Source organism: Bythopirellula polymerisocia (assembly GCF_007860015.1).
Lineage (GTDB): Bacteria > Planctomycetota > Planctomycetia > Pirellulales > Lacipirellulaceae > Bythopirellula > Bythopirellula polymerisocia.
Map to the genome: position 1 here is coordinate 311,343 of NZ_SJPS01000002.1, position 23,986 is coordinate 335,328.

At 54.1% G+C, this 23,986-nt stretch carries 15 protein-coding genes; 10 read left to right on the forward strand and 5 right to left on the reverse strand.

Going from position 1 to position 23,986, the window contains the following annotated elements:
• Positions 1–73: 73 nt before the first annotated feature.
• From Pla144_RS07445 to Pla144_RS07465, 5 genes are all read left to right on the forward strand, one after another.
• Positions 74–1,471: a prepilin-type N-terminal cleavage/methylation domain-containing protein gene (locus Pla144_RS07445; protein WP_197530464.1), complete on the forward strand. Its 1,398-nt coding sequence runs from the start codon at positions 74–76 to the stop codon at positions 1,469–1,471.
• A 203-nt stretch (positions 1,472–1,674) separates the two neighbouring features.
• Complete coding sequence (locus Pla144_RS07450) at positions 1,675–2,823, forward strand: hypothetical protein (protein WP_146449586.1); 1,149 nt, start codon at positions 1,675–1,677, stop codon at positions 2,821–2,823.
• Between the two features lie 137 nt (positions 2,824–2,960).
• The gene (locus Pla144_RS07455; RefSeq protein ID WP_146449589.1) at positions 2,961–8,936 is read left to right on the forward strand and encodes a hypothetical protein; all 5,976 of its coding nucleotides are present in this window, start codon (positions 2,961–2,963) and stop codon (positions 8,934–8,936) included.
• Between the two features lie 349 nt (positions 8,937–9,285).
• Complete coding sequence (locus tag Pla144_RS07460) at positions 9,286–11,049, forward strand: dockerin type I domain-containing protein (protein ID WP_197530465.1); 1,764 nt, start codon at positions 9,286–9,288, stop codon at positions 11,047–11,049.
• A gap of 535 nt (positions 11,050–11,584) precedes the next feature.
• Complete coding sequence (locus Pla144_RS07465; protein ID WP_146449593.1) at positions 11,585–12,124, forward strand: TlpA family protein disulfide reductase; 540 nt, start codon at positions 11,585–11,587, stop codon at positions 12,122–12,124.
• Positions 12,125–12,188: 64 nt separating this feature from the next.
• Here Pla144_RS07465 and Pla144_RS07470 read toward each other — a convergent pair whose 3' ends face one another.
• Positions 12,189–13,307, reverse strand: a complete 1,119-nt coding sequence (locus Pla144_RS07470; RefSeq protein WP_197530466.1) for a transglutaminase-like domain-containing protein — start codon at positions 13,305–13,307, stop codon at positions 12,189–12,191.
• A 298-nt stretch (positions 13,308–13,605) separates the two neighbouring features.
• On the reverse strand, positions 13,606–14,097 hold the full coding sequence (locus tag Pla144_RS24480; RefSeq protein WP_197530467.1) for a hypothetical protein: 492 nt from the start codon (positions 14,095–14,097) through the stop codon (positions 13,606–13,608).
• Positions 14,098–14,580: 483 nt separating this feature from the next.
• Between Pla144_RS24480 and Pla144_RS07485 the strand changes: the two genes are divergently transcribed.
• Positions 14,581–15,660, forward strand: a complete 1,080-nt coding sequence (locus Pla144_RS07485; RefSeq protein WP_197530468.1) for an alpha/beta hydrolase — start codon at positions 14,581–14,583, stop codon at positions 15,658–15,660.
• A gap of 77 nt (positions 15,661–15,737) precedes the next feature.
• Positions 15,738–16,637 (forward strand): aminotransferase class IV, encoded by a 900-nt coding sequence (locus Pla144_RS07490; protein ID WP_146449604.1) that lies wholly within the window; start codon positions 15,738–15,740, stop codon positions 16,635–16,637.
• Between the two features lies 1 nt (position 16,638).
• On the opposite strand, the gene Pla144_RS07495 is transcribed toward Pla144_RS07490, so the two are convergent.
• Positions 16,639–17,133 (reverse strand): TrmH family RNA methyltransferase, encoded by a 495-nt coding sequence (locus Pla144_RS07495; protein WP_231936238.1) that lies wholly within the window; start codon positions 17,131–17,133, stop codon positions 16,639–16,641.
• Positions 17,134–17,180: 47 nt separating this feature from the next.
• Here Pla144_RS07495 and Pla144_RS24485 point away from each other — a divergent pair, with 47 nt between their 5' ends.
• From Pla144_RS24485 to Pla144_RS07510, 3 genes are read left to right on the forward strand one after another with little or no spacing between them, the layout of a single operon-like run.
• Positions 17,181–19,097 carry a peptide ABC transporter substrate-binding protein gene (locus Pla144_RS24485; RefSeq protein WP_197530469.1) on the forward strand — a complete coding sequence of 639 codons (1,917 nt, stop codon included), beginning with the start codon at positions 17,181–17,183 and terminating at the stop codon, positions 19,095–19,097.
• 29 nt (positions 19,098–19,126) lie between these two features.
• The gene (locus tag Pla144_RS07505) at positions 19,127–20,011 is read left to right on the forward strand and encodes an ABC transporter permease (protein ID WP_231936239.1); all 885 of its coding nucleotides are present in this window, start codon (positions 19,127–19,129) and stop codon (positions 20,009–20,011) included.
• Positions 20,012–21,256 carry an ABC transporter permease gene (locus Pla144_RS07510; RefSeq protein ID WP_146449609.1) on the forward strand — a complete coding sequence of 415 codons (1,245 nt, stop codon included), beginning with the start codon at positions 20,012–20,014 and terminating at the stop codon, positions 21,254–21,256.
• Between the two features lie 719 nt (positions 21,257–21,975).
• On the opposite strand, the gene Pla144_RS07515 is transcribed toward Pla144_RS07510, so the two are convergent.
• Together Pla144_RS07515 and Pla144_RS07520 are read right to left on the reverse strand one after the other, a co-directional pair.
• Entirely contained in the window at positions 21,976–22,596 is a 621-nt protein-coding gene (locus Pla144_RS07515) for a non-canonical purine NTP pyrophosphatase (protein WP_146449611.1), read from the reverse strand.
• 3 nt (positions 22,597–22,599) lie between these two features.
• Positions 22,600–23,793, reverse strand: coding sequence for a hypothetical protein (locus Pla144_RS07520; RefSeq protein WP_146449614.1), 1,194 nt, complete (start codon positions 23,791–23,793; stop codon positions 22,600–22,602).
• Positions 23,794–23,986: the final 193 nt, after the last annotated feature.

The window sequence follows — 23,986 nt, forward strand, 5'->3', positions numbered from 1 at the left end:
CGCTAGGCGCTGGTTGATAGGCGCTAGTAAGAGAGATAGAGGGGCAAGGGGCAGAGAACAGAGGAACAGAACCATGAACAACAATAGAGAAAAAGTTACGAGCTTCGGGTTTCGAGCTTCGAGAAAAGAATCTATTTCCCCACTCGCAACTCGCGCCTCGCAACTCGCGCCTCACGGAATGACCCTCATCGAGCTGATGGTCGTCGTGGTGATTCTGGTCACGTTGGTGGCCGGGGTGCTGCCGCTGGTCTCGCCCAATAACGACGCCCGCAAAATCCGCGAGGCCGCCCGGGGCTTGAAGACGTTCCTCATGTCGGCCCAGGCCGAGGCAGCCCGCACGGGTCGACCCGTGGGCATCGGTTTTCGCGAAACAAGTTCTGGAGACACCTCCACAAACACCCCTGGCAGCGGTATCGCGATCGAGGCCTATCAATTGGCCGTGCCGGCACCCTTTTCGGGGTCCAGCAACGAATCGCGCATGGGAGTCCAAGAGATCACCGATTTTCTCGCGCAAAAGGGACTTACCGACAACAAAATCCTCTACGGACCAGTAACGGGCGGAAATGGGAGCAAAATATACCCAAAATTCTATGGAGCAAGACTCTATGTCGTGAGCAGTATGGTTGCGACAACTCTTGCCGGCGATCCTCTCCCCCCCGGAATGATCCGCGTAGGGGATATTGTGAAAGTCGGAGGCAAGCGGTTCAAGATTATCGACGACCCCCGCCAGAGCAATGAACCCTTGAATCCCCAGGATCCTTATAGCGAGAAGTTTCTGGATCCTAGGCAGAACTCAGCTGATTATCAGAATCGCCTGATTTGTGTCTGGCTCGATGAAGCCAGTCAGGGCCAGGGGAAGGTGCCTCCGCTTGCTAACTCTCCCGCCGGAGAGCGCTATCAGATCGCGCGACAACCTGCGGGCACCGCGGCATTCAGCGTCCAGCCTTCCTTCCAGCTCCCCGCCGGGATTGCGATCGATATGCAGGCCTCGGGATACGAAGCAGATGGAGAACCCGTCTTTTTCGTAGAAACCAATGTCACAAGTCCGACAGCGATTTCTGCCGTGATTTTGTTCTCGCCGAATGGGGGAATCGAGACTGTGTGGAAGAACGGAAACGAAATCAAAAATGCCGAAAAGTTGTTCCTGCTCGTTGGCCGGGGAGAAAACGGTGGTTTAGTGTTAGGCGATCCCTATACCGAGCAAGATTGTGTTTGGTACCTAGGCCAGAATTTCTCGGAGGAAAAACTCAAGGAAGTTCGCTCGAAGGTCAACTGGCTCAATCTTGAGAGCCGCTGGCTGATGCTCGACTCGGCTGGTGGTCGACTGCGGGTAGTGGAAAACGCACTTGTTAACCCGAGCGACGTAACCACAAGACCCGGTGATGAATCCTACAACGCCATGGTTGAACAAATCGAACTGGCCCACGGCTTAGCCCACGTCCACACAGATGTCGGAGGACAGAAACCGTGATTAGAAAGAGGGGCTTAGTTTCGAGTTTCGAGTTTCGAGTTTCGAGCCAGAATTTCTCGCTCGCGCCTCGCTACTCGTGCCTCGCGCCGGATTCAGTTTCGAGTTTCGAGTTTCGAGTTTCGAGTAGGAAATCCCTACTCGCACCTCGCAACTCGCGCCACGTAACTCGCAACGCAATCACCCTCATTGAGATTCTGATCTCGATGTTTGTGCTGCTGTTTGGCCTGATGGGAGTGGCGGCGATCTTTCCCGTGGCAAGTCACTATCTGACCCAAGGGGACCAAAAAGACCGCAGCGACGCCCTGGCCGCCAACGCCTTTGCCGAGATCGAGACGCGCGGTTTGATGCGACCGGAATCTTGGTATTACGCGGCGCATGTCAATGGGAACTCCATCGGCTACCCGCTCATCGATCAGACCACACAACTGTTTTATTACCCAGTTGCGAATAACATTGGTCCAGGTGCGGCTTTCGTAATTGATGGGATGGGGGGAGCGGAATTAAGTTCCCTGCCGGCTTCTAGGCAGTACTTTCCATTCTTGAATGGGGATGCCATTACTTGGCCGGGGCCATTTTCGGCGACTTCCCCTCTCGCCAATTGGTCAAATTGGCCCGTTCGTCGAGTAACTCTCCCACAGCTTAATGGTGTCGCCATGAACACTCCCACCGCCGAGACCATTTTCCGGCTCCGCGACGATCTGGCCGTTGAACAACCTGACCAGGGAGATCGCCCCGCAATGCAGCGTTGGAGTACTTTTGATGCTAACAATACTCCTGCGAATCCCTCCGACGACACTTTGCTCGCTCGGCAATACCAGGGCGACTATTCCTGGCTGGCGACTGTGGTCCCCACCAGTAGCAATGCCCTCTTGGGTCTTCAGCCAGCGGCAAATTTGCTCGGTGAACTATACGATGTGTCAGTCGCCGTGTTTTACAAACGCGAGGTGTTACCCTCTGCCAGCTCACCCGGCATCGTCGGCAGCGAACGGCTTATGAATGCAGAGTTTCTTAACCAGGGAGAGTTGGTGCTCTACGATGCCAATACTTCAGATGATGAAACGCTCGAAACGGCACTCGACGGTATCAGGCCCACCAACTGGGTCTGCGTCATGGGGGTCAACCAAACCAGCGGCCAGTTCATGATGAAGTGGTATCGCATTTTGGCGATTGAAGATGATTTCTTCAATCAAAGCCTTCCTGGTGCAGGATCTCAAGCCACGCGCACCTTGATGGTCTCCGAAGGGGGCGAATGGCCGTCGGATTCTTGGCAAAATCTGCAAGTAGCGATCCTCCCCGGAGTCATCCACGTGCAAACCCGGCAAATGACGTTGAGCTGTGAGTGTTGTGAGTAGGCGCTAGTTACTGGGCGGCAGGCGCTGGTCAGAAGAAGAGAAGAGCTAGGAAATGAACAAGAGAACCGTATTTGATACATCTGACTAGCGCCTAGCGCCTGGCAACTAGCGCCTTTACCAGTTAGAAGAGAAGAACGATGAGCAACCGATACAAACTACGAATCCCCTGCCTAACCAGCGCCCAGCGTCTAGCGCCCAGCGCCTATCTGACTAGCGCCCAGCGCCTAGCGCCTAGCGCCTATCCCCCCCGCCGCGGTATCCTCCTGCTCGTCGTGCTCGGCCTATTGACCTTGTTTCTGTTCATCGGCACGGCCTTCGTGATTTCGTCGAATCAGTTCCGCATGGCGAACCGCAGCTACCAACAGGCCGGCAACCAGGAAAACATCTCGACCACGCAGCACAAGTTTCTCGACGAGGTCCTTAACCAACTGGTCCGCGACACCAACAACCAGAACTCCGTGCTGCGGTATCACAGCTTGCTGCGGGATTTGTATGGATCTTCAGAAGGGATCATGGCAACCGTACAACCGGCCACTGCCGTATTTGCTGGCGTGAATTCCCCTGGTATAGGCAATGTCACTAATGGCCAATTCATCGAGCTTAGTTTTTTGACGAACCCCTACTTCGATCTTTACGGGAATAGCTTCACGCAAACTACTCCACCGCCGGCAAACCTGATTTCGCAACCCCTGCCGGTGGCCGACAATGCCTGGAGTGGGCGCTTGCTAACCTTTCTTGATGGTGAAGCAGCCTGCCGAACAACTCGCATCGTGGGGTACTTTAATGATCCCACTACCAATGTCGTTTTACTCCGCATTTTGAATTTCCCTGGTCGTGACGGCACGCTGCTGACCGACCCGACGATCCTCAACGGGACTCGATTCGTTATCAATGGCCGGCCGTTTAATGGCACGGGGGTGGGGTACGATCCACTGGTCACCGCCGCCACTACACGCAAGCTTGGTACCGGTGAGGATGTCAATGGCGACCCGCGCTTGCTTGCCCTCATGCCAAATGCTTCCTTTTTTGACGTTGGCAATAACCCAAACTTCTCCACGGTGAATTCAAACTATTTCGGTTTCTCGTCCATGCCTGTTCCGCTCCACATGCGTCGTTTTGACGGCTTGGGGGATAGTGATGAGACCTACGATGCGGCCGACTTTCAAAATATGTTCTTGGCGTGGAGTCCGCCCGGTCCTCAGGCCTCTGTCTTGGCGAACTTTGCAGATCCCGATCCTGCCTCTTTGGGTGCAATGGTCTTGCCCTCATTCCATCGGCCAGCCCTTTTGAACTACTGGGCTCGGCACAATGATTTCCTGGGTTCCCCTGGCGATCCACTCTCTAATTCAAGGTTGGGCACGGATCCCGTCTATGCCAGCCTGTTGCGGAAGATTCTTTTGCGACCCAACTGGCATGACCATCCCAGCTTTACTGGCAGCAATCCCTATTTTCCAACAGGTAATTCAGCTGTCGACAACTCCAATAAACTCCGCCGCATGATTTACGGCCCTTGGGATGTGGACAACGACAAAGACGGTATCCCCGACAGTGTGTGGGTCGATTTCGGTGCCCCTGTGATCGCCGGTCCCGATGGCAAGTTGGTCAAACCGCTCGCTGCGGTCTTGGTGCTCGATATGGATGGACGGTTGAATGTGAATGCGCATGGGACTGTCGATATTCAGCAAAATGGCACAAACATTAACATCCCGATGGCTGGAGGAGTTTCGTCGAGAGACCTCCCAAAGGGACTCGCTTTTGGACCAGCGGAGATTAGTTTGCGGGATGTCGTGGGGAATCGTTTCAGTGAGATTCTTGGCGGAGATAGTGTGAATGGTACTTACTATCCTGGTCGCTATGGTACGACTACTGGAGCAAACATCGCTCAATCAGCGGGAATCATGGGCCAGTTTGATTTGCAAGCGCAACTCAAAATGCAAGGCGTGCCTGCGAAATTCAACCAGATAGCACGCAGTAATTACGGGTCTCTACCTGACTTTCGGGGACGCTATGCCTTGGGACTCAATGATTTTGGCCAGGCAAGCCACGAAGCTTCTTACGAAACATCGGGAAGAGTGTTTCTTGATGAAGGCTCCCCTTATGAACTAAATCTTTCCGCCTCCGGTGCACGAGGTACAGGTACGAGCGTCGACAATCCGTTCTCGCTGGCAGAACTAGAAAGACTGCTGCGGGCGTACGACATTGACTCCCCGACCCTCCCGCCTCGACTCTACGAATTACTCAAGGGCAACACCACCACGCCCAATATTAACAACCTCAATAATTGGCGGTCTCTGCTTACCACAGACAGCTACGACCTCCCCGAACCGGGCTTTGAAATGCCTGAGTGGGTAAAGAATGGACCCGATGGCACGGCGAACAACGCCGATGACTACTTCGCCATCATGGATCGCCAGCCAGTGAACGCCACGTTTGCTGATTTGATAGAGTATCGGCTTCGATCCTCTCAAAACTGGCCGGTTAGTGGTGATTCAACGAATCCTACGAGAATTCAAACAATTCGCCGCCAGATGTCACAGCTTGTTGCACCTGAAATGATGGCGGGGTTGAAGCTTGATCTCAATCGGCCGCTCGGCAATGGCTGGGATGATACTCCGGTTGGCCAGCCAGGTTATGGTGTTGTGGATGAACCGGGGGAATATGAGCCAAACGGGTGGTCCATCGACTACACCCGAGCTGGAACTTCAGCCTCTCCGCCGACGACTGCTTTTGTGAACGCTGTCTTCCACGATGATTTTGACCGCGATGGCGACGGCACGATCACAGCGGCAGAACGGGGTGACAGCAACGGCGATGGCGTCGTTGACAACAACGATGATTTGGTGAGTTTGCACAATTTCCGACGCCAACTCTTGGCGCGACATCTTTACGTGATGGCAATGGCGGTAGTTGATCCCTTGCCATCTACTAGCTCGGCTCAAGATAAGCGTGATCGTGCGCGCCTGTTGGCCCAATGGGCAATCAACGCCGTCGAATTCCGCGACGCGGATAATATCCAGACTGCTTTTGAATATGATCTTGATCCGTTCGACGCAGATGGCTGGGCCCCCGACGGCGATCTCACGACCACCGCCGATCATGCCGGCGCGGACGCAAGTCCTGGTACGTCAGACGACACGTTGGTCTGGGGCAGCGAACGACCCGAACTCGTGATGACCGAGACCTTGGCCTGGCACGATCGTCGGACTGAAGATGGCAAAGGGGAAAACCCCGACCTCGATGAAGCCGATTCTGGCAAGATTGGATCGACCGACGACGACAAGGACACCTACGACCGGAGTTACGATCAACGCGAGCGACCCATCGGGGCGGCCTTCATCGAACTCTATAATCCCTGGTCGCCTAGTCCTGGCGCGAATGCCGATACGCACTTTGTCGATGGCAATGGCCACGACCTGGGAGTAAATCTAGCAGCGGTATCTGCTCCTCGCACACCTTCTGGTAACGATGTCTCACCCGTGTGGCGGTTGAGTGTTTATCAGACGAGGCAGATCCCGGGGATTCCTCCCACCATTCCGGCCAAAACTAATATCGCTGGTCCGGACAAAGACCCCGACGACCTGGACAATCAGAACGTCCCGACGACGGTTGACCGCAGTATCTACTTTGCCGGGTTTGATCCTGATTCCAGAAACGCGACGTGGGATAATGATGGCGTCGCTTATTACAACGATCTTACAAATACGGTGCCGTCGGTGCGTCCCGGTCGCTATCTGGTCGTAGGGGCCGGCAAGTCGATGGGACCTGGTGAATATTTGGCAGAAATTGGCGCAAAAACGGGTACGCGCACTTCGAATCGCGGCATCATGCTCAAAACAAGAACGGCGGCGAATGCCGCCAATGCCGTTGCCCTGCATGGTGATAGTGGCACGACGGTCACGGATCAAAAAGCAAATTTTCGTGTGGAGTCACCTACCGAGGCGGAAGTTAATTCTATTCTGTCTCCCGTACCGGGGAGTAGCAGCCCCAGTGTGGCGGATGTGGCAATCATCGATCAACCGCGACGTTTTACCATTTCAGAACCCGCTAACGGCTATCCGGTCAATTGGGCAGGAAGTCGCTGGGATGGAACCCAATACGCACCCAGATACATTGACATTCCATTGGACGATCAGCGCTCTCAAGCAAGCGCGGGTGGAGGCATCGGGGCTGGGGGTGGCAATGGCCGTGGCGGCATCGGAGCTCCACCAGATCGCAAACCTTCGTCGTTTGCCGACGGAGAAACACGACTCACCTTGCCGGGTCAAGCCCCTGCGGGAGGAGGTATCGGAGGAGGTGGAGGAGGAGCTGCTTCGGATCCGGCCCAGGCCCGCCGCACGATTCCCGGTTTCAGCTGGATTTACTTGCAGCGGTTGGCAAATCCACTTTTGCCTTGGAATCCACCCGCCGGCAAAACAGGTCACCGGGCCAACGAGCCGATCAATCCCTACCTGACCGTCGATTCGATGGGCGCCAATGTCACCGTCTTTAACGGTCTGCGGGATATGGAAGAACTCCGCACAACTCCTGATGATCGAGCTCTCAGATTTCGCAATAATTTTGCGATCGATTCCTTTTCGAGCGTCCAGCGAGGCAGGGTTAATGCCCCAACCGAACCTGCCCTACGATTAAGTGACTTGCAGTCGAGAGCCCTCTCCGCCAGACGTCGCAGCGGACCGACGGACCCAGACAATGCACCACATGCTAGCCAACCAGCCGAGAATCTTTGGAATCCCGAAGGGATCGGCATTACATCAAGCGGTACCGTGGGCGGCTACTTCAAGAATGAATCCGTTAATGGTTCTGGTACTGAAGGGGCTAACACACATAACTTCAACGGCATGCCGGATAGTACGCTGGGATTCATGAACGAACCGTTCCGCGATGCTAACCCAACCGATCCGATCCGTGATCGCGTCGTGCCCAAACAGCCATTTGCCTGGATCGATTGGAACAATCGCCCCTTTGCCAATCCCGGTGAACTGATGCAGGTGCCCAATCGCCGCAGTTCGCAGCTCTTGCAGACGTTTTCGATGTTGAATTCGACGTCTGCCGAAAAATACGATGGCACCATACCTGAAATCACCTTGTCGACTTCGCTGAAGTACAAATTAGATGGTCCCTATGGCCATTTGATGAACTTCTTCCGGACGAAACTAGATACTCAAAACCGGGCAATCCCAGGTTTATATCGAGTCCTCGATCTGGTCGAGGTCCCCAGCCGCTACGTCGGTACCGAGACTTGGCTCAATCCAACGACTTTTGGAACAGCTTTGGCGGATCACCCTGTTGCGGGAGCGCCAAACAAGGACCCACGCGATCCTCGTTACCAATGGCAGCCTCCGTTCAATCGGCTTCCGGCTCGTCGCGAGCCTGGAAAGGTGAATATCAATACGATCACGAACAAAGCAGTATGGGATGGAATTTTCCACGGGAGTGCAAAACGGAATGGCGGGGGCGGAAATGGAGTCCATCCCGGTCCTGATGACGATGATTTATGGCCTTCTCGGCGCGGCTATCAATCTACAGTTGGAACGGATCCCACTATCTTAGATAGTGAGAGTCCCACACTATTTGCGAATCCTTTTCGCTCAGCGAACACCGGCGATTTTGTTCCCTTAGCGAAGCTAATGCGTGCAGGATTGGACTCAACTTTGTTGCGAAGTGTGGTCTTGCCCGACTTATCTACATCAGGTGGAACAGTACTTGCGCCTGCTGGGGATCCGCTTTGTTCGACCATCGCTGTAAACCCTGCTAACAACTTCCGAAATTCATTCCGCAATCCATACTTCCGCTACTCGCCCGTTTCACGGCTATCGAGCATGACCACTACCCGCTCGAATGTGTTTGCGGTGTGGATCACCGTCGGGTTTTTTGAAGTCGAGGAAGCGCCGACTTATGATGCCACAGATCCACGATGGGGGGGTTCGGTTGATCTGTACAAACGCATTTACCCCGACGGCTACCAATTCACCAAAGAGGCAGGCAGTGATACGGGCGAAGAGGTCCGCGTACGAGAGTTCGCCATCGTCGACCGCACCATCCCCGTCGGCTTCCAACCCGGGGCAAACCATAATGTGAAAGAAACGATCCGCTTGAAGCGGGAGATTGAGTAGGGATTAGAGGTTAGAGGCTGGAGCTTAGAGGTTAGTTGGGACCGGGGGGAAAAGGATGCGTCTACGCATCTCCAATCCCTAGCCTCCAGATCCTAGTCCCTCGGACCCCTTTAATCATTAACATCCAATCACGCTTGAAAGAGACTAGAGCTTAGCGGCTGGGGGCTAGGGGGAATCGGAGTCTCGCTTTTTCCCTAACCTCTAACCTCTAACCTCTAACCACTAACCACTAACCTCTATTTTCCTTGACACCCTCCAAATTCCCAATGAAAATGGAACTACCAGCCAGACGGGTCTCCGGAAGCCCCCTGGCAACCCATCCGAGAGAGGCACTTCTATGCGTTCATCTATGAGTAATAAGACTAGTCCCCTGCACAGAGCCACGAGTTTATTGACCCTGCTGGCTGTGCTGACTTTACTCAGCCTGCAATCGACAACCCGCGCGGATGTGACCGCAGCGGGAGATACCAACCCTCTGCCCATCAACATCCCCGATGCTGGCGGTTCAATCGGTGGCGACTTGATCATCGGCGATACCGGCATCGCGGGCCTCTTTATGGATTTTGCCCCTCCGTTGTTCGGTACTCTCGCTCCGCTGGAGTCCGACAACGGCATCATCGGCAACGAAGAAGGAAGCATCGGTGCAGCAACGTTTGAAGACTTTCTAGGAGGTGATTGGGTTGTCGCCAATACCCTTACGTTAGGTAATGCCGGCCAAGGGTTTCTGGACCTGTTTGATAGTGCTAGTGTGACGGCTTTGGACTTCATCGTTGGTGCATTAGAGACTGGGTCCGGCGTCGGCACGATCAATGGTCAAGGTTCGCGAATCCGAACCGATGGGCTTATTGTCGGCGATCTGGGCTATGGACAACTGGAAGTGAACTCCCGAGCGGTTCTCTTTTCGGGAGATCTCGGCAGTGATTCGATCATCGGCAACGACGATGGCGGAGTTGGCGTTGTCACCGTGACGGACATCGGCTCGCGCTGGAACGTTGGAACGTCTCTTACGAACGCCGATCTGATTATCGGCAATGGTGCAGGGGTTCTCACCAATGGACAAGGAACGCTCAACATTGCCAATCAGGCTCAGGTGCTCGTGGCCGGGACAACGTTTGTTAATCGGGATGGTCGAGTAAATTTGACTACCGGTGGACGACTCCGGCAACTAACTTCAATCTTCGATCCGATTGTTCTCGAAGGGGTCATCTCTGGCGATGGATTTGTCGATGGGGCAGTAGTAGTCGGCCCACTAGGCGAACTACGAAATGCTGCTGGGATTGCCAACCTGCGAGAGAAGCTGGTCTTCTCGGGCCCGGTCGTCAACGACGGCACGATTGAAATCCTCGGTGGCGAAATGGATTTCAATGCCACGCTTGTCCCACTCATCAATACACGCGAAATCGTGGTCCGCGACGGGGTGATGCGTTATCCTGCGGGGCTGGATAACGAGATCGGAGGCACCGTTACTGTTGGTGGAAATAGTACCTTGCATGGTCAGTTCAATAACAACGGCGGTGATCTGCAGATTCTTGCCGGCAGTGAAGTTCTGTTTGTAGGTGACCTGACCTTCACCGCCGCGGGCCTGCTGGGGCTCGCAGCCGGTACTTCGTCGGGAACACTCGACATCACGGGCACGGCCGATTTAGCCGGCGCGATTGTCGCACTGGACTACTCAGCCGGAGTATCGCCAACACCTGGCGACACCTATCAACTGCTAAGTGCGAGCGGTGGCATTACTAATTTCGTCCCGCAGCAGGCCGCGGCAGGAGGACTACTCTGGGACATCGATCAACTGGGAACCACCGATACGCTCTTTGCCACTGCGACTGCTGCAATCGCAGCGCCTGTGGGTGCTGACTTCAATGGCGATGGCATCGTCAATCAGCTCGATCTGCAGATCTGGCAGACGAATTACGGACGGACCTCTCCACCTAGTTTGGCCGGTCTCGGCGACGCCGACGGCGATGGTGATGTGGATGGGAGAGATTTGTTGATCATTCAAATGAAATTCGGCGGCCCACCACTGGTCGCTGCGTTGGCTAACGTCCCCGAGCCAAGTTCACTCGTGCTGCTCCTCGGGGCTTCATTGGGGCTGATTCGAAGAAGGTGCTAGTAGTTAGGCGCTAGTTATGAGGCGCTGGGCGCTAGTCAGAGCCATTTCTGACTAGCGCCTAGCGCCTATTTGCTAGCGCCTGTCCATTCTTCCCGGCTAATAATCGCGGTGGCGGTGCGCCAGAATATCGCGATAATGGTGTGCGGCTAGCCGTTGGACATTGGCCATAGATGCGTTGAATAACCGGTGGCTAGCGCCAATCCGCTCACGTAAAACGGCGCGTTTCTGAATCCCAAGCACTGACCACTAATTTTGCACCCGGGGTCGAGAGTTTTGTTTTACAAAACTCACAATAAGCGACACCCTCGGCAATGACGCAACCCCAATCAGAATAACGAGTTAAAGAAAATCAGGCCCACGCGAAGAGCGGGAGTTTTGTTTTGTAAAAAAAGTTTTCGAACAATTGGCCCCGTCAAAAATCTCACTAATCACACCGGAAAGTGGCTAGAGGCTGGGGATTCGGGTAACGCAAAGCATCGTCAATCCAGCCCACTAACCACTAACCTCTAACCTCTAACCACTACCCTCTATTCAAATGCCAAAACGATCCACCGGTTGGGGCGAGAAGCTGGGGCTGCTGTTATTGATAGCGGCGGTGGCGGTGATCGTCTGGCCGCGCGGTGGCGGCGATTCGCCGTTTGCGGTCGGAGCGCCACTGCCGGATTTGATGGCCGAGGGGTGGTTGAATTCATCCAACGTGCCGTCGCCGACAAGTCTGCGCGGGAAGATCGTGTTGGTGGACTGTTGGGCGACCTGGTGCGGACCTTGTCGGGAGTCGCTTCCCAAGCTGGCCCGCCTCTATGCCAAGTACCAACCATTGGGGGTGGAGTTCGTCGGCCTCACGCCGGAAGGGGGTTCTGCCCGTCAAGCGGTTGAGTCCTACATGGCGACGATCCCCGGCTTCGATTGGCCCGTGGGTTATGGTGCGAATCCAACGCTGGACATGCTGGGGATCCAGTACTTTCCCACGCTGATTGTGTTCGACGCCGAAGGCCGCGCAGTCTGGGCAAGCACCTCAACCTACGGCTTAGAAGACGCCTTGGATGAGGCGTTAGGGAAGAGTGGCGAGTTGTGAGTTTTGAGTTGCGAGGAAAGACCATTTACTCGAAACTCGCAGCTCTCAACTCGAAACTATCCCCTTACAGCTGTTCCCTGATGTACTTCATTAGGGGTTTGCCGCTGCCGCGGACCGGGACGCCGATGAAGAAGTCGGTAGCATAGCGGAGCCGCTCGCGGGGACGTTCGGGGACGCGAAAGTTGTCTCCCTTTTGCATGATGACCCGCGGCTGAGGCATCGCACCAAACGCCCGCACGCCGGCGGTTTGACCTCGTGTGCCGGAGGACTCGCAGGGGAACCAATGCAGGTCGCCATCAGCGTCGGCCAGACAGAACTCGGCGTAGCAGTGTTCGTGGACCCAGACCAGGCGTGCCGGGACCTTGTCGGCTCGGCAGAGGGCGACGAACAGGGCACTGATGTCGTGGCAATCGCCAGTGCCATCGGTGAGGGTTTCGACGGCGGTCTTGTCGTCACCTTCGACGTACTGGACGTTGTCCTGGACGTAGTCGTAGATGGTTTCGACGCGTTGCCAGGGGGTGAGAGTTTCCTCGTCATCGGCGGATTGTTCGGGGCCTGCATCCACAGCCGCTGAAGCGGCTTCGCCGTCGGGTTCATCGCTTGCGGGTTCGCTCTCGGAAGCTTCAGCGGGTTGCTTTTTTGGGGCGAATATTTCGCGCAACGTTTTGCGGATTTTGCTGTCAGTGGTTTGGATGTAGTCGCTGCGGCCGAGGTACTTTTTGAGTTGGCGATCGGGCTTCTGAGGGACCACGAGCAGGGCCGTTTGATCTTCTTCGGGAGGGAGGACCGCGCTGGTGGTGACGTCGAAGGTGATGATCGCGTGGGCTTCTTTCCCGTTGGGGAGATAGGGAATCCTGATTAGCATCTGGCGCGCCCCGCCGTCGAGAAGTCGATAGTCGAGCTGATCCACCTCAGGGGAGATGTCTTCTTCAGCGATTTGCACCTGCTGCTCAGCACACTCGAACGGCACTGCCACCATGGCCAGCACGTCTTGCACGGGACCCCGATTGGCAGTGATCGACGCGCCGACCCGATATCGGACGACTTGAGAATTGCCGTAAGTGACGAGGGAATCCTCTACGGCAGTGTCTTTGATCTGCGCGGCAGCTGGTTGGGATGCAGTGAGGCAGAGCAAGAGCGCAAGCGAGGCGAGGTTGCCAATGCAAGGGTATCGAGAAATCATGCCAAAACCTCTGTGCCACCGAGCAGGTAAGGGGGACAATGTCCACTTTACTATTGTAGCTCGGTGAGTAGCGGATTTCACGCATTGCCTGCAAATGCGGCGCATAAAAAAGCCGCTCGACCGCGTTCAGGATGGCACGGTCGAGCGGCACTCAAGATAGAAGGCGGATGGCGCATTGCCCCGGGCGGTGTTGGCAGACCCAGTTACTGGGTGGCGGGAGGTTTCCTCTCTACCAGCGGGCCACGCGGAGCGGCGCATCCAATGGACGATTATGATTTTGGGTGGGTGATTCTCTGGTTTATTCTTCGGTTTTTTCAGGTTCAGGGTAGTTCGTGCGAACCTCGGGGGCAGGTCCGGGAGTGATCGTATTGGACGATCCTTGCGGCACAAAGGTTTCACTGCTGGGCATATAGGTTTCGTCCCCATCGCTGAACCCTCCGTACCAGGATCCTTGGCTGCAAGGGTCGCTGGGACAGCACATGTTGGCACAGGGGTCGAAGCATGGTTGGCACATCGGTATACAAGGTACACATTGCGGAGCACATTGGGGTACGCACTGTTGTTGGGGGACGGCCATCTGCTGCATCGCAGGGGCGGCCATCATGGGTTGCATCGTGGGGGCAGCGACCGGGGCACCCAAAGCGACGGGCGAACCCATCATTGCCGGGGCAACGGTCCTGGTTCCGCAACGTGCCCCGCGATGGAGCCAATTGCGAAAACTGGAACAACAACCAACATTGGCGGTCGTTACGACCGTCAACGTCAGCAATAGCAATACATTCCTTCTCATTCGTAGTCTCCTCGGCGGGGCACCCGTGGTGGGTGGAGTGGGGAGGGACGGGGCGGTTCGTAGCGGCTAGTAGAGTGGGAAACAATCGTAACTTTCGTAACGGTTGTTTGGTTCGCAAGTGTGATCGAACGGGCCAAAGGCCTTCCCAATCGCTAGAGCCCCCGATAAATCGGTTGGCCACGAAACTCTACAACATGCTGAGTGATGTGCAAACGCAACGTCGAAATTATTTTGAATTTTTTTCCGACACGCGCGAATTAAGTATGCTACGTTTACATTAGCCGCAATGGAGTTGCTCGCAAGCGCCAAATATGCGCGACGGCAATGCGGCATGCAATCACAATGGAATGCGATCTGCTTAGGATTGTCAGGCCTCATTCTCTTGTGATGCCCCCCCAACTGCTTGGCCTCGCGGAACTAACGTTCTTGCGGAATGTCGGCAGTATCGGAAACTGGCACGTAATTCTCGGACGGAACCTATCCATGAACGAACACGACAATTCGCTCATCTATTCGCTTCGTTTAAGCTGCAAGTCCCTGGTCACCGCTGCGCTTGCGTTGTTTCTGCTACTCGGAAGGGATGCCCTGGCGGCCCCGCCGATTGCCCCCCCTCCGGCACCACCGGTGGCCGATGAGATATTGCTCATCAGTACTCGGCAAATGGGGACCACGTGTGATCCTAATCGGATGGAACGCGAAATGGATTGCCGACGGCTCACGTTTGATGCCGACGGGCTTCCCACTTGGATGACCTACGATTGGCACAACCTGCAGAATCCCTCCACGGGTACTCGTAAGACCGTGATCTACGTGCATGGCAATCGAGTGGAGCTTGGCAATGACGTGGCCGAGGGAATGGCAGTCTACGAATCGCTGGTCGGAGCACGACGTAGCGGCGAACCGCTTCGTTATATCATCTGGTCCTGGCCCTCGGAGCAAATTCCAGGACTAATCAAAGACTATAAAGTAAAAGCAAAGCGCACCAACGAAGTGGCCTGGCAATTGGCTTGGTTTGTGGACCAATTGCCCGCGGATATGCCGCTGGCATTGATGGGATACAGTTACGGTGCACGCACGGTAAGCGGGACTATGCATCTCCTGGGTGGTGGGCATCTCAACGAATTGCGATTTACAAGTCGGCGACATCCTGAGCGGTCGCCGGCACGAGTCGCTCTGGTGGCAGCGGCCTTCGACGCAGATTGGGTTGTTCCCGGGGAAGTTCACGAGCGAGCCTTAACTCAGATCGAACAAATGGTAGTCGTGACCAATCGCTTGGATCCGGCGATGCGATTTTTTCGCCTCAGCACCAAGCATAGCCGCGTCGATGCGATGGGACTGGCAGGCGTCGATCACCGAGAGAAACTGGGGACCGCTTTGAACCGGATTCGAACTATCGATGTCACCCACGAGGTGGGCCGAAGTCATGTTATCTACGATTATCTGGCCGACGAGCCCAAAATGACAAGCATGTGGCGGCAATTACTCGAAGATTCGGGTGATTCACAAAGCGATACAATCATCCCAGCGTATGCCCACATCCGTCCGCACACCGAACTCAAGTGAATTGTTTATTGCCCAATTGAGCGGATTGCCGGAATTGACGATTCCTAAACCTCACAGGACTCGTCATATTGGCCAGGATGAACACTTCTGTCGCATATCTCAACGGCACTTGGCTTCCCGCCAGCCAACTCAGCGTCCCTGTGGACGATTTGGGTTTCCTGATGGGCGTTACTCTGACCGAGCGGCTACGTACTTTTAACGGACGGCCTTACCGCACGGCGGAACACTTCGCTCGACTACGGCATTCACTGGAGATCGTGGGCTGGGAAGCCGGTTCGCTCTGCTCCGAGGCCGGAGCGGTTGTCGACGAGTTCATGGTCCGCAACGCGGAGTTCTTTATCGAGGGAGATGACTGGAATATCGTGGTCTTCATGACGCCTGGGAAGACAGTCGATGCCGCCAGTCCAACCCTTTGCGTGCATGGCCATCCCCTGCCCTTTCAACAATGGGCCCATCTATTTGTGCAAGGGGTCTCGGCAGTCATTGTCGATACGCGTCAGGTACCTTCAAACAGTTGGCCGCCTGAGCTCAAGTGTCGCAGTCGAATGCACTATTATCTTGCAGATCTCGAAGCAATGCGTGATGGCCCCGAGTCGCGGGCGATCCTGCTGGATCAAGAGGGCTATGTAGGAGAGGGGTCTACCGCCAACGTCATTGCCTATTATGCGAATCGGGGATTGGTCACACCCCGTCTCGACAAAGTTCTTCCAGGAATCAGCCAGCAAGTGGTCTTTGAACTGGCTAGAAGGCTAGGTATTCCATGTCAAGAACAAGACCTTCTTCCAGCGGACCTGGCCGAGGCGGACGAACTTTTCTTCACAAGCACTTCAATCTGTTTACTTCCAGTGGTTCGTCTGGATTGCTTGCCGATTGGCACTGGCCAAACCGGAACAATTTACGGCCAGTTACTGGATGCGTGGTCTGAGCATGTTGGGCTGGACATTGCTGCCCAGGCACAGAAGTTTGCGATTCGCTGAACTACCCCTCGGGCCACTGACGGCAGTATTCATAGAGTGCCATGGCCGTGGCGGTCGCCACGTTGTAGCTGTAGGGCATGCCCCATACCGGTATCTCCACCACGTCGTCAAGGAATTTCAGTTCTGTGGGCGTCAGGCCGGTGCGCTCGTTGCCTATCACTAAGGCGGTTTTTCGCTTAAATGAGTACTGATGGATGTCTACCGAGTCAGTCGTTTGTTCCAGGCCCACTAGCCGATACCCTTCGCGCTTGAGGTTGGCGAGTACTGGTGACAATGTGCGATGGCTCTCAATAAGGATGGTGTCGGCTCCGTCGCGGGCGATGCGGCGCTCCAACTTTGCGGGTCCAGTGCAGAGAATCTTGTCGAGTCCGCAACAACTTGCAGCGCGAGCTATCCGTGAGAGATTTATGTTGCTCCGCAGCGGTGCGCACACGAGCAGTAATTCACGAGGCTGGGTTAGCGAACGCGGAGGCTTATGGCGCTGATGTTCAAACAATCGTGAGATTCTCCTTTGAGTGAATTGCCCATTCAGGGTAAGCTGACATGCAGTTTATCACTTACTACCCCTCTGCTGCATCCTATATGTCTGACACGTCTCGCAGTCTGATTGCCGCACTGTTGTTTGCGTGCCTCTTGCTAGGGTCCGTGTGGGCGACGCTGGGGGGTGGATTGCCTCCTGCTGATTTTACTGTAATTAATGAGAGTGAGATCAAGAGCGTCGACCCTGCACTTATATCGGGTCAACCTGAGGGTCGTATTGCTTATGCAATCTTTGAAGGTTTGGTTCGAAACGATCCCAAAACCCTTGAACCGATCCCTGGCGTGGCAGCTCGCTGGGAGATTTCTGAAAATCGCCTAACATACACTTTCTACTTGCGAAATGATGCACGCTGGTCCAATGGCGAGCCGGTCACGGCCCATGATTTTGCGTATTCCTGGCGACGTTTTCTTGATCCTCGCACGGCGGCAGAATATGCCTATCAAGCTTGGTACATCAAGAATGCCCACAACTACAGCCTCGGGGGTAGTGGCATTGAGCCGGACGACCCCGTCGAAGTGGAATTGAATCTTTCTCCTGATGCCAAGAACACGCTGCGAGGAAAAATTCTTCACGGAAAACTGGTTCGTATCCTGCCGAGAAATGATGACGAACGGGATTTCATCGTGGAGATCGGCGGCAAGCAAATCACTTATCGGCCGACTGACGACAGCGAAGCGGCCGATTACGATCCTCCTCAGGGTGTCGCTTGGTGTAGACAGGTGCTGCTAGATTTTCGAGAGGTCGGGATCGAAGTGCTTGATGATTTGACCTTGCAGGTCACGTTGGAGAACCCGACTCCATATTTCCTCGGGCTGCTAGGGTTTTATCCTCTGTTTCCCGTCAACCAACGATGTTTAGAAACGTACGGCGCACCTGATTGGACCAAATCCAGGAACATCGTCACCAACGGTGCATATACCATCGCTTTTCGACGGATTCGAGATCGAATTCGTTTGGTAAAAAACAAGTATTATTGGAATCGGGAAAACGTCCGGTTGGAAGTGGTAGACGTTTTGGCAGTGGAGTCGCTTACGACGGCTCTCAACTTGTACTTGACCGGTAAAGCCGATTGGATCAGTAATGTTCCACCCCCGGCAATGCGCGAATTGATCCGTGAAGATCCCCCTCGCAACGACCTGAATCCTGCTCCCTATTTGTCAAGTTACTATTATTTGATCAATACGCTGCGCGAACCGCTCAATGATGTCCGCATCCGTCGAGCTTTATCGATGGCCCTTGACCGGGAGGAAATAACCTCCAGTTTACTCCCTGCCGGGGAACCGGTGAGTTTGAGTCTAGTCCCTCCCGGCATAGAGGGATATCAGATGCAGACTGCGGATGCTGAGAACATCGAAGAGGCGCGCCGCTTATTTGCCGAGGCGGGTTATCCTGAGGGACATGGTTTTCCACGCCTCGAGATTCTTACCAATACGCAGGAAACGCATCTGGCCATCGCTGAATTGATCCGCAAGCAATGGCAACGAGCATTGGGCATCACCGTGAAGACACGAAATGAAGAATGGGGCGCTTATCAAACTAGTTTGCGACAAGGCAAGTACGACATCGCGCGTCGAGGTTGGATCTCCGATTACACTGACCCCAATACATTTCTCGACATGTTTATTTCTCACAGCGAACAAAACAGCACTGGTTGGAGCAACGCAAAGTATGACCAGTTGGTTGAAAATGCCAGGCAGGAAGTGGATCCTGAAAAGCGCTTTCGCCTGTTGGAAAAGGCAGAGAGAATTCTTCTCGACGAGCTTCCACTCATCCCCATTTACACGTACGTCTCCAAGAATATGGTGAAACCCTATGTGCGAGGGTTTTACAACAATGTGCAAGATGAGCACTACATCTGGGCGATGTGGATCGATCATTCGACTGAGGGTTCCAATGAATTTATGCGGAGTGGACCATGATCGGTTTCATGTTTAAAAGGCTCGTCTGGATGGCAGTCACTCTTCTGGTGGTCTATACAGTGTCGTTTTTTCTGATGCGAAGTGTTCCAGGGGGGCCGTTTGATCGAGAGCGAGTCTTGGAACCTGAGATCATGCAGAACATCAAAAAGCGATACAATCTCGACAAACCACTCTATCAGCAATACCTTCTGGAGCTTGGGAAAGTGGTTCAGGGAGATTTAGGATACAGCTATAAGATTAATGACTACACGGTCAATGAGGTAATCCGTGAAGGGTTACCGATCTCCGTTGCGTTGGGATCGCTGGCCTTGGTATTCGCCACCACCCTGGGGTTGATCGCAGGAGTAACGTCTGCCGTGCTGCGCGGTACATGGAGCGATGCCCTCTTGATGCTAATTGCAACTCTGGGGATTGCGCTCCCAAATTTTGTCATTGCTGGCATCTGTATAATCTTATTTGTGTTTTTGATTCCTATTTTTCCCGCCGCAGGATGGGGAGATTTCAACCAACTCGTACTTCCTGCCTTTTGCTTGGGTGCCCCCTATGCCGCATATGTTGCACGAATTGCTCGTACAAGCATGCTCGATGTCTTGTCGCAAGATCACATCCGTACGGCGAAGGCCAAGGGGCTGGGTCCATCGAGGGTAATCCTGGTCCATGCCCTCCGCGGGGCTCTGTTGCCAGTGGTGTCGTTTCTCGGCCCGGCTGTCGCAGGGATTCTAACTGGTTCACTGGTGGTGGAACAAATCTTTGCGATCCCCGGACTCGGTTCGCACTTTGTCCAAGCCGCGCTGCAGAAGGATTATACACTCGCGATGGGCCTGGTTTTGTTGTACACGGTGCTGTTGTACATGATGAATTGGTTCGTTGACTTGTCTTATGCATTGCTCGATCCCCGCGTGGAACTTGGATAGATGCCTGAGATTCAAACCGCGAAAATTGGTGAGACCGCAGTAGCGCCGCAAGCGGCAAATATGGGGATGTCACTATCCCAAGACGCCTGGCGTCGGCTCCGCAAGAACCGCGTTGCGATGCTCTCTATGGGGACGCTGATCGCCATCTGCGTCCTGGCATTTCTGACGCCCCTACTGCCTCTGCAAGCTCCCGACCATGCCCAGACGGAGCTGCAATATGAGGAGCCTACCGCGACGCCGTTGTGGGTGGCGAACAGGCCACTTGATACCGACGAAATCGCTCGCACTCCGGAGTTGGTGGAAAAAATGGAGAAGGAACTTGCTGCTTTGAAAAAGCGATACGAGCAAGCTCAGACCAGTCAGGATGAACTGGCAAATGTACGGAAAGAATTGCGACGTAAGGAAGCTGAGATTCAGGACACGATTCATGCTCCGTTTCGCAAGCTGGGATATCCTCCGATGGGGTTACTGAGCCGCTCAATGGTGCGTGCGCGTTTCGCCCTGTTTGGAAATTGGAGTGTCAATTCACTCTGCGGTCGAGACCTGCTCGGCCGAGACTTGCTCTCGCGATTATTCTGGGGAGCTAGGATCTCGCTGATCGTGGGACTGGTGGCCACGATTGTCTCATTGGTGATTGGGGTCAACTACGGCGCAATCTCTGGTTACTGCGGTGGCTGGATCGACGATGCAATGATGCGCTTTGTCGACGTGCTCTATTCCGTGCCCTTCATTTTCGTGGTGATCTTCTTGTTGACTATCCTGGGAGAAGAATCCATCGCCGATGAGTTGGCTTATTGGGGAATCAATCGTATCACAGTCTTTTTCCTGGTCGTGGGTGCCATCTACTGGCTGACCATGTCCCGAGTTGTTCGGGGCCAGGTGATTTCGCTAAAGCATGAACTCTTTGTCGAATCGGCGCGGTCTCTAGGCGCCAGCCAATCGCGAATCGTATTTCTTCACTTACTCCCAAATCTGATGAGCGTTGTGCTGGTGTATCTCACACTGACTATTCCCCGCGTGATGTTGTTCGAGGCGTTTCTTTCATTTCTTGGACTAGGGGTCGAGCCACCGGAGGTCTCGTGGGGATTGCTGGCCAATGAAGGGATCAAGGTCATCTCGCCTGTGAAGATTTATTGGTGGTTAATCTTATTTCCCAGCCTGGCCCTGGGGACTACGTTGCTGGCCTTAAACTTTCTCGGGGATGGCGTACGCGACGCACTCGATCCGCGTTTGCGTGACGCCTGAGATAGAGATTTTTTCATTCGAAACTGGCGATAACTTTTTTTCAAAAACAAAACCCCCTGACTTTCTGTGGGTAAGATTTGTTACAACTCGTTGGCATATTGAGGTTTACGTCATCGCCAGGGTCATCGAGTATTGTGAGTTTTGTAAAACAAAACTCCGACTCCTTGGGAAAGAACTCATGTGCTTCAAGCTTGCGGCACCCGGACGGCTGTGCAGTATTTCGGAGGTCCTGAAGTTCATCAGCCGCCTTACGTTAGCAACTGGTTGTGCGCGCATTAATAGACAAGCCGGTTGCTAACGAGATGCGGCTGATTTCACTGCTTGTGGTAGGTAGATAAACGGTTCGGATTTCAAAGAGCTTGCCAAAAGGTTGGCAAGGCTGATTGTATTTGATTGAGTGGCCCATTTTCTACGAAAATCTTTGGGCAATACGTAGCTGGATTCGCAAGAATTCAGAATGGCGTACTTTGCAGGGGGCTCCGAATTCTTGCGTATTCGGCTACGAGGTATCATTGGCAGAGCATGCTTCGATAACAAGAAAAATATGCCCATGGTAATTTGGGCAGTTTTTGAAGCAGCTTTTTCCAAGATTATTTTTGACAAGCCGATCGCAAATCGTTAAACTCACGGCATTCATCTGGCTGTTCTCTTTATTGAGCCGTTTCGAAAGCTATCGCTTCGAAACGGCTCTTTATCTTTAAAGAGTTGGAAGGTCGAAATCACTGCCATTCGTCGGCTAGTGCGACCAACTTCGGTACGATGGCCCTCGATGCACGTGCACGATGGCTGATGGCCGACTTAACGCTGGGCCCGAGTTGACCGAATGTTTGATGGTATTCGCGGATCTCGAAGAGCGGGTCATAGCCAAAGCCATTGTTGCCTGCAGCTACTGCACGGATAATTCCACGACACTCGCCCCAGCTCTCCGCACGAATTGCGCCAGTAGGGTCGGCCACCGCAATGTGACAGTAGTATAGCGCGCCACGCTTTTTCCAGGGAATATCAGCCAGCTCAGAAAGTAACTTCGCGTTGTTGTCGGTATCCTTGGCGTCATCCCCGGCGTAGCGGGCTGAGTAGATACCGGGTGCCCCAGCGAGGGCATCGACCTCAAGGCCGCTGTCGTCAGCCATCACCCAGGCGTTGAGGTAAACTGCCTGCTCGGCGGCCTTCTTGCAGGCATTTGCGGCAAATGAATCTCCATCCTCAACAACATTTAGATATTTGGGGAATTCTTTCAGTGTTTGAATCGCAAACCCGACAGGTTCAAGCAGTTCCGCCAACTCCCGCCCCTTGTGGGCGTTCGTTGTCCCAATCACCAACCGCCGAGGTTCAACCTTCATGCTCTAATTCCGCGCGTAGGCTGAGCTGATCGACTTTCGCGGCACAGAAACTGGTTCTGGAATAATGTCGAGTGGCACACCGACGCATCGCTTGGGATGAAAACCAGCGGCAGTCTTGCCGTAGCCTTGTGAGAACAGATTGTCGAATCGCTTCTTCTGTAGGTTTTCCAACTCGCGATCTTGAGCGGCAGGTTTCTCAAACACATTATTCGGCGTAGCGGCACCAAACGTATTGATGATAATCTGTGCGTCGCGCGAGGTGAGAGCAATCCGACCGTCGGCAAGCCGCTGTCCATCGTCGAACGAACCCACCGTTACGTAGCTTTCGAGGCGATCATGAAACTCGTAAGCTTCCCAACCCTTTTCACGCAGTGCAAGTGCCAGCTTGTGCGCATTCTGGGCTTCGGTAGCCAATGGAATTTCATCGGAAGACCTTCGGGGCTTCTCCTCTTCCTTTTTAGAATTTGAAATAAGACTTACCTTGCCGCGAAATGTGGCTACACGAATCGAGTATTTGCCTGGGCATTTCATCAGATTGAATTCGAGTCCCTCATTCCATTTAGCGACTTCAGACTCGACCCCTTGCGGCACAAAATATTCCTTCGGCAAGAGAGGATTTCTGGTAAGAAACGCGTGGCCCATCGGACCGCGTTTTTTGTTAGGGTTGAGCTTCTGTCGTGTTGATTCATAGAACTGGCGGACACTTGCCAGGCTTTGGCTTGTTTCTTCGTTTTCCGAAACACTGAGCGATTCGGGATTTAGATGCTTGATAGTTTCCAACACAGTTTGAGCTTCAGGGTCATCGACCGCAGGAAACTCACCCACAAGAACGGCATGCTCCACCACTTCTTCACCCCGATTATATCGACGCTTAATGGGTGCTCCATAATGGTCGATACCTCGGTTCACGTCGTCTAACTCGAACTTGATGCCATAATAGTAGGCGGGTAAATTATACTTGTTACGAAGTTCTACGATTAATTCGTCAGCCTGAGACTTTCCATCTTCTCCACTGAACGAGGCAGCCATTACCAGCCAGGGGCCACGGGTTTCACTCAGGGAGTAATCCTGCTGCGGATCAGTCTCCACTTGCTTGCGAGGCATCAACTGCTGCCAAAGAGGGGGGGCCGCCCAACTTGAGGCCGGGATGGCTAGGTAGCAGATACTAAAAACTAATTGGTGCAATAGGCATCGCATGAATGGGAATTCTCCTCAATAGGCGGAATCATTCCGGATGGTAATGATAGCGGCGGAAAAAATAGCAGACTTTCCACTGAACTTCCAGATCGATCTCGGCTTTACTAGTCGAGTTGGGTGCAAGAGCTTCCAGCAATTGCGCCCAAATCCTACAAAAATTAGGCCATCATTCACTAGTCGCAAAGAAATCTGC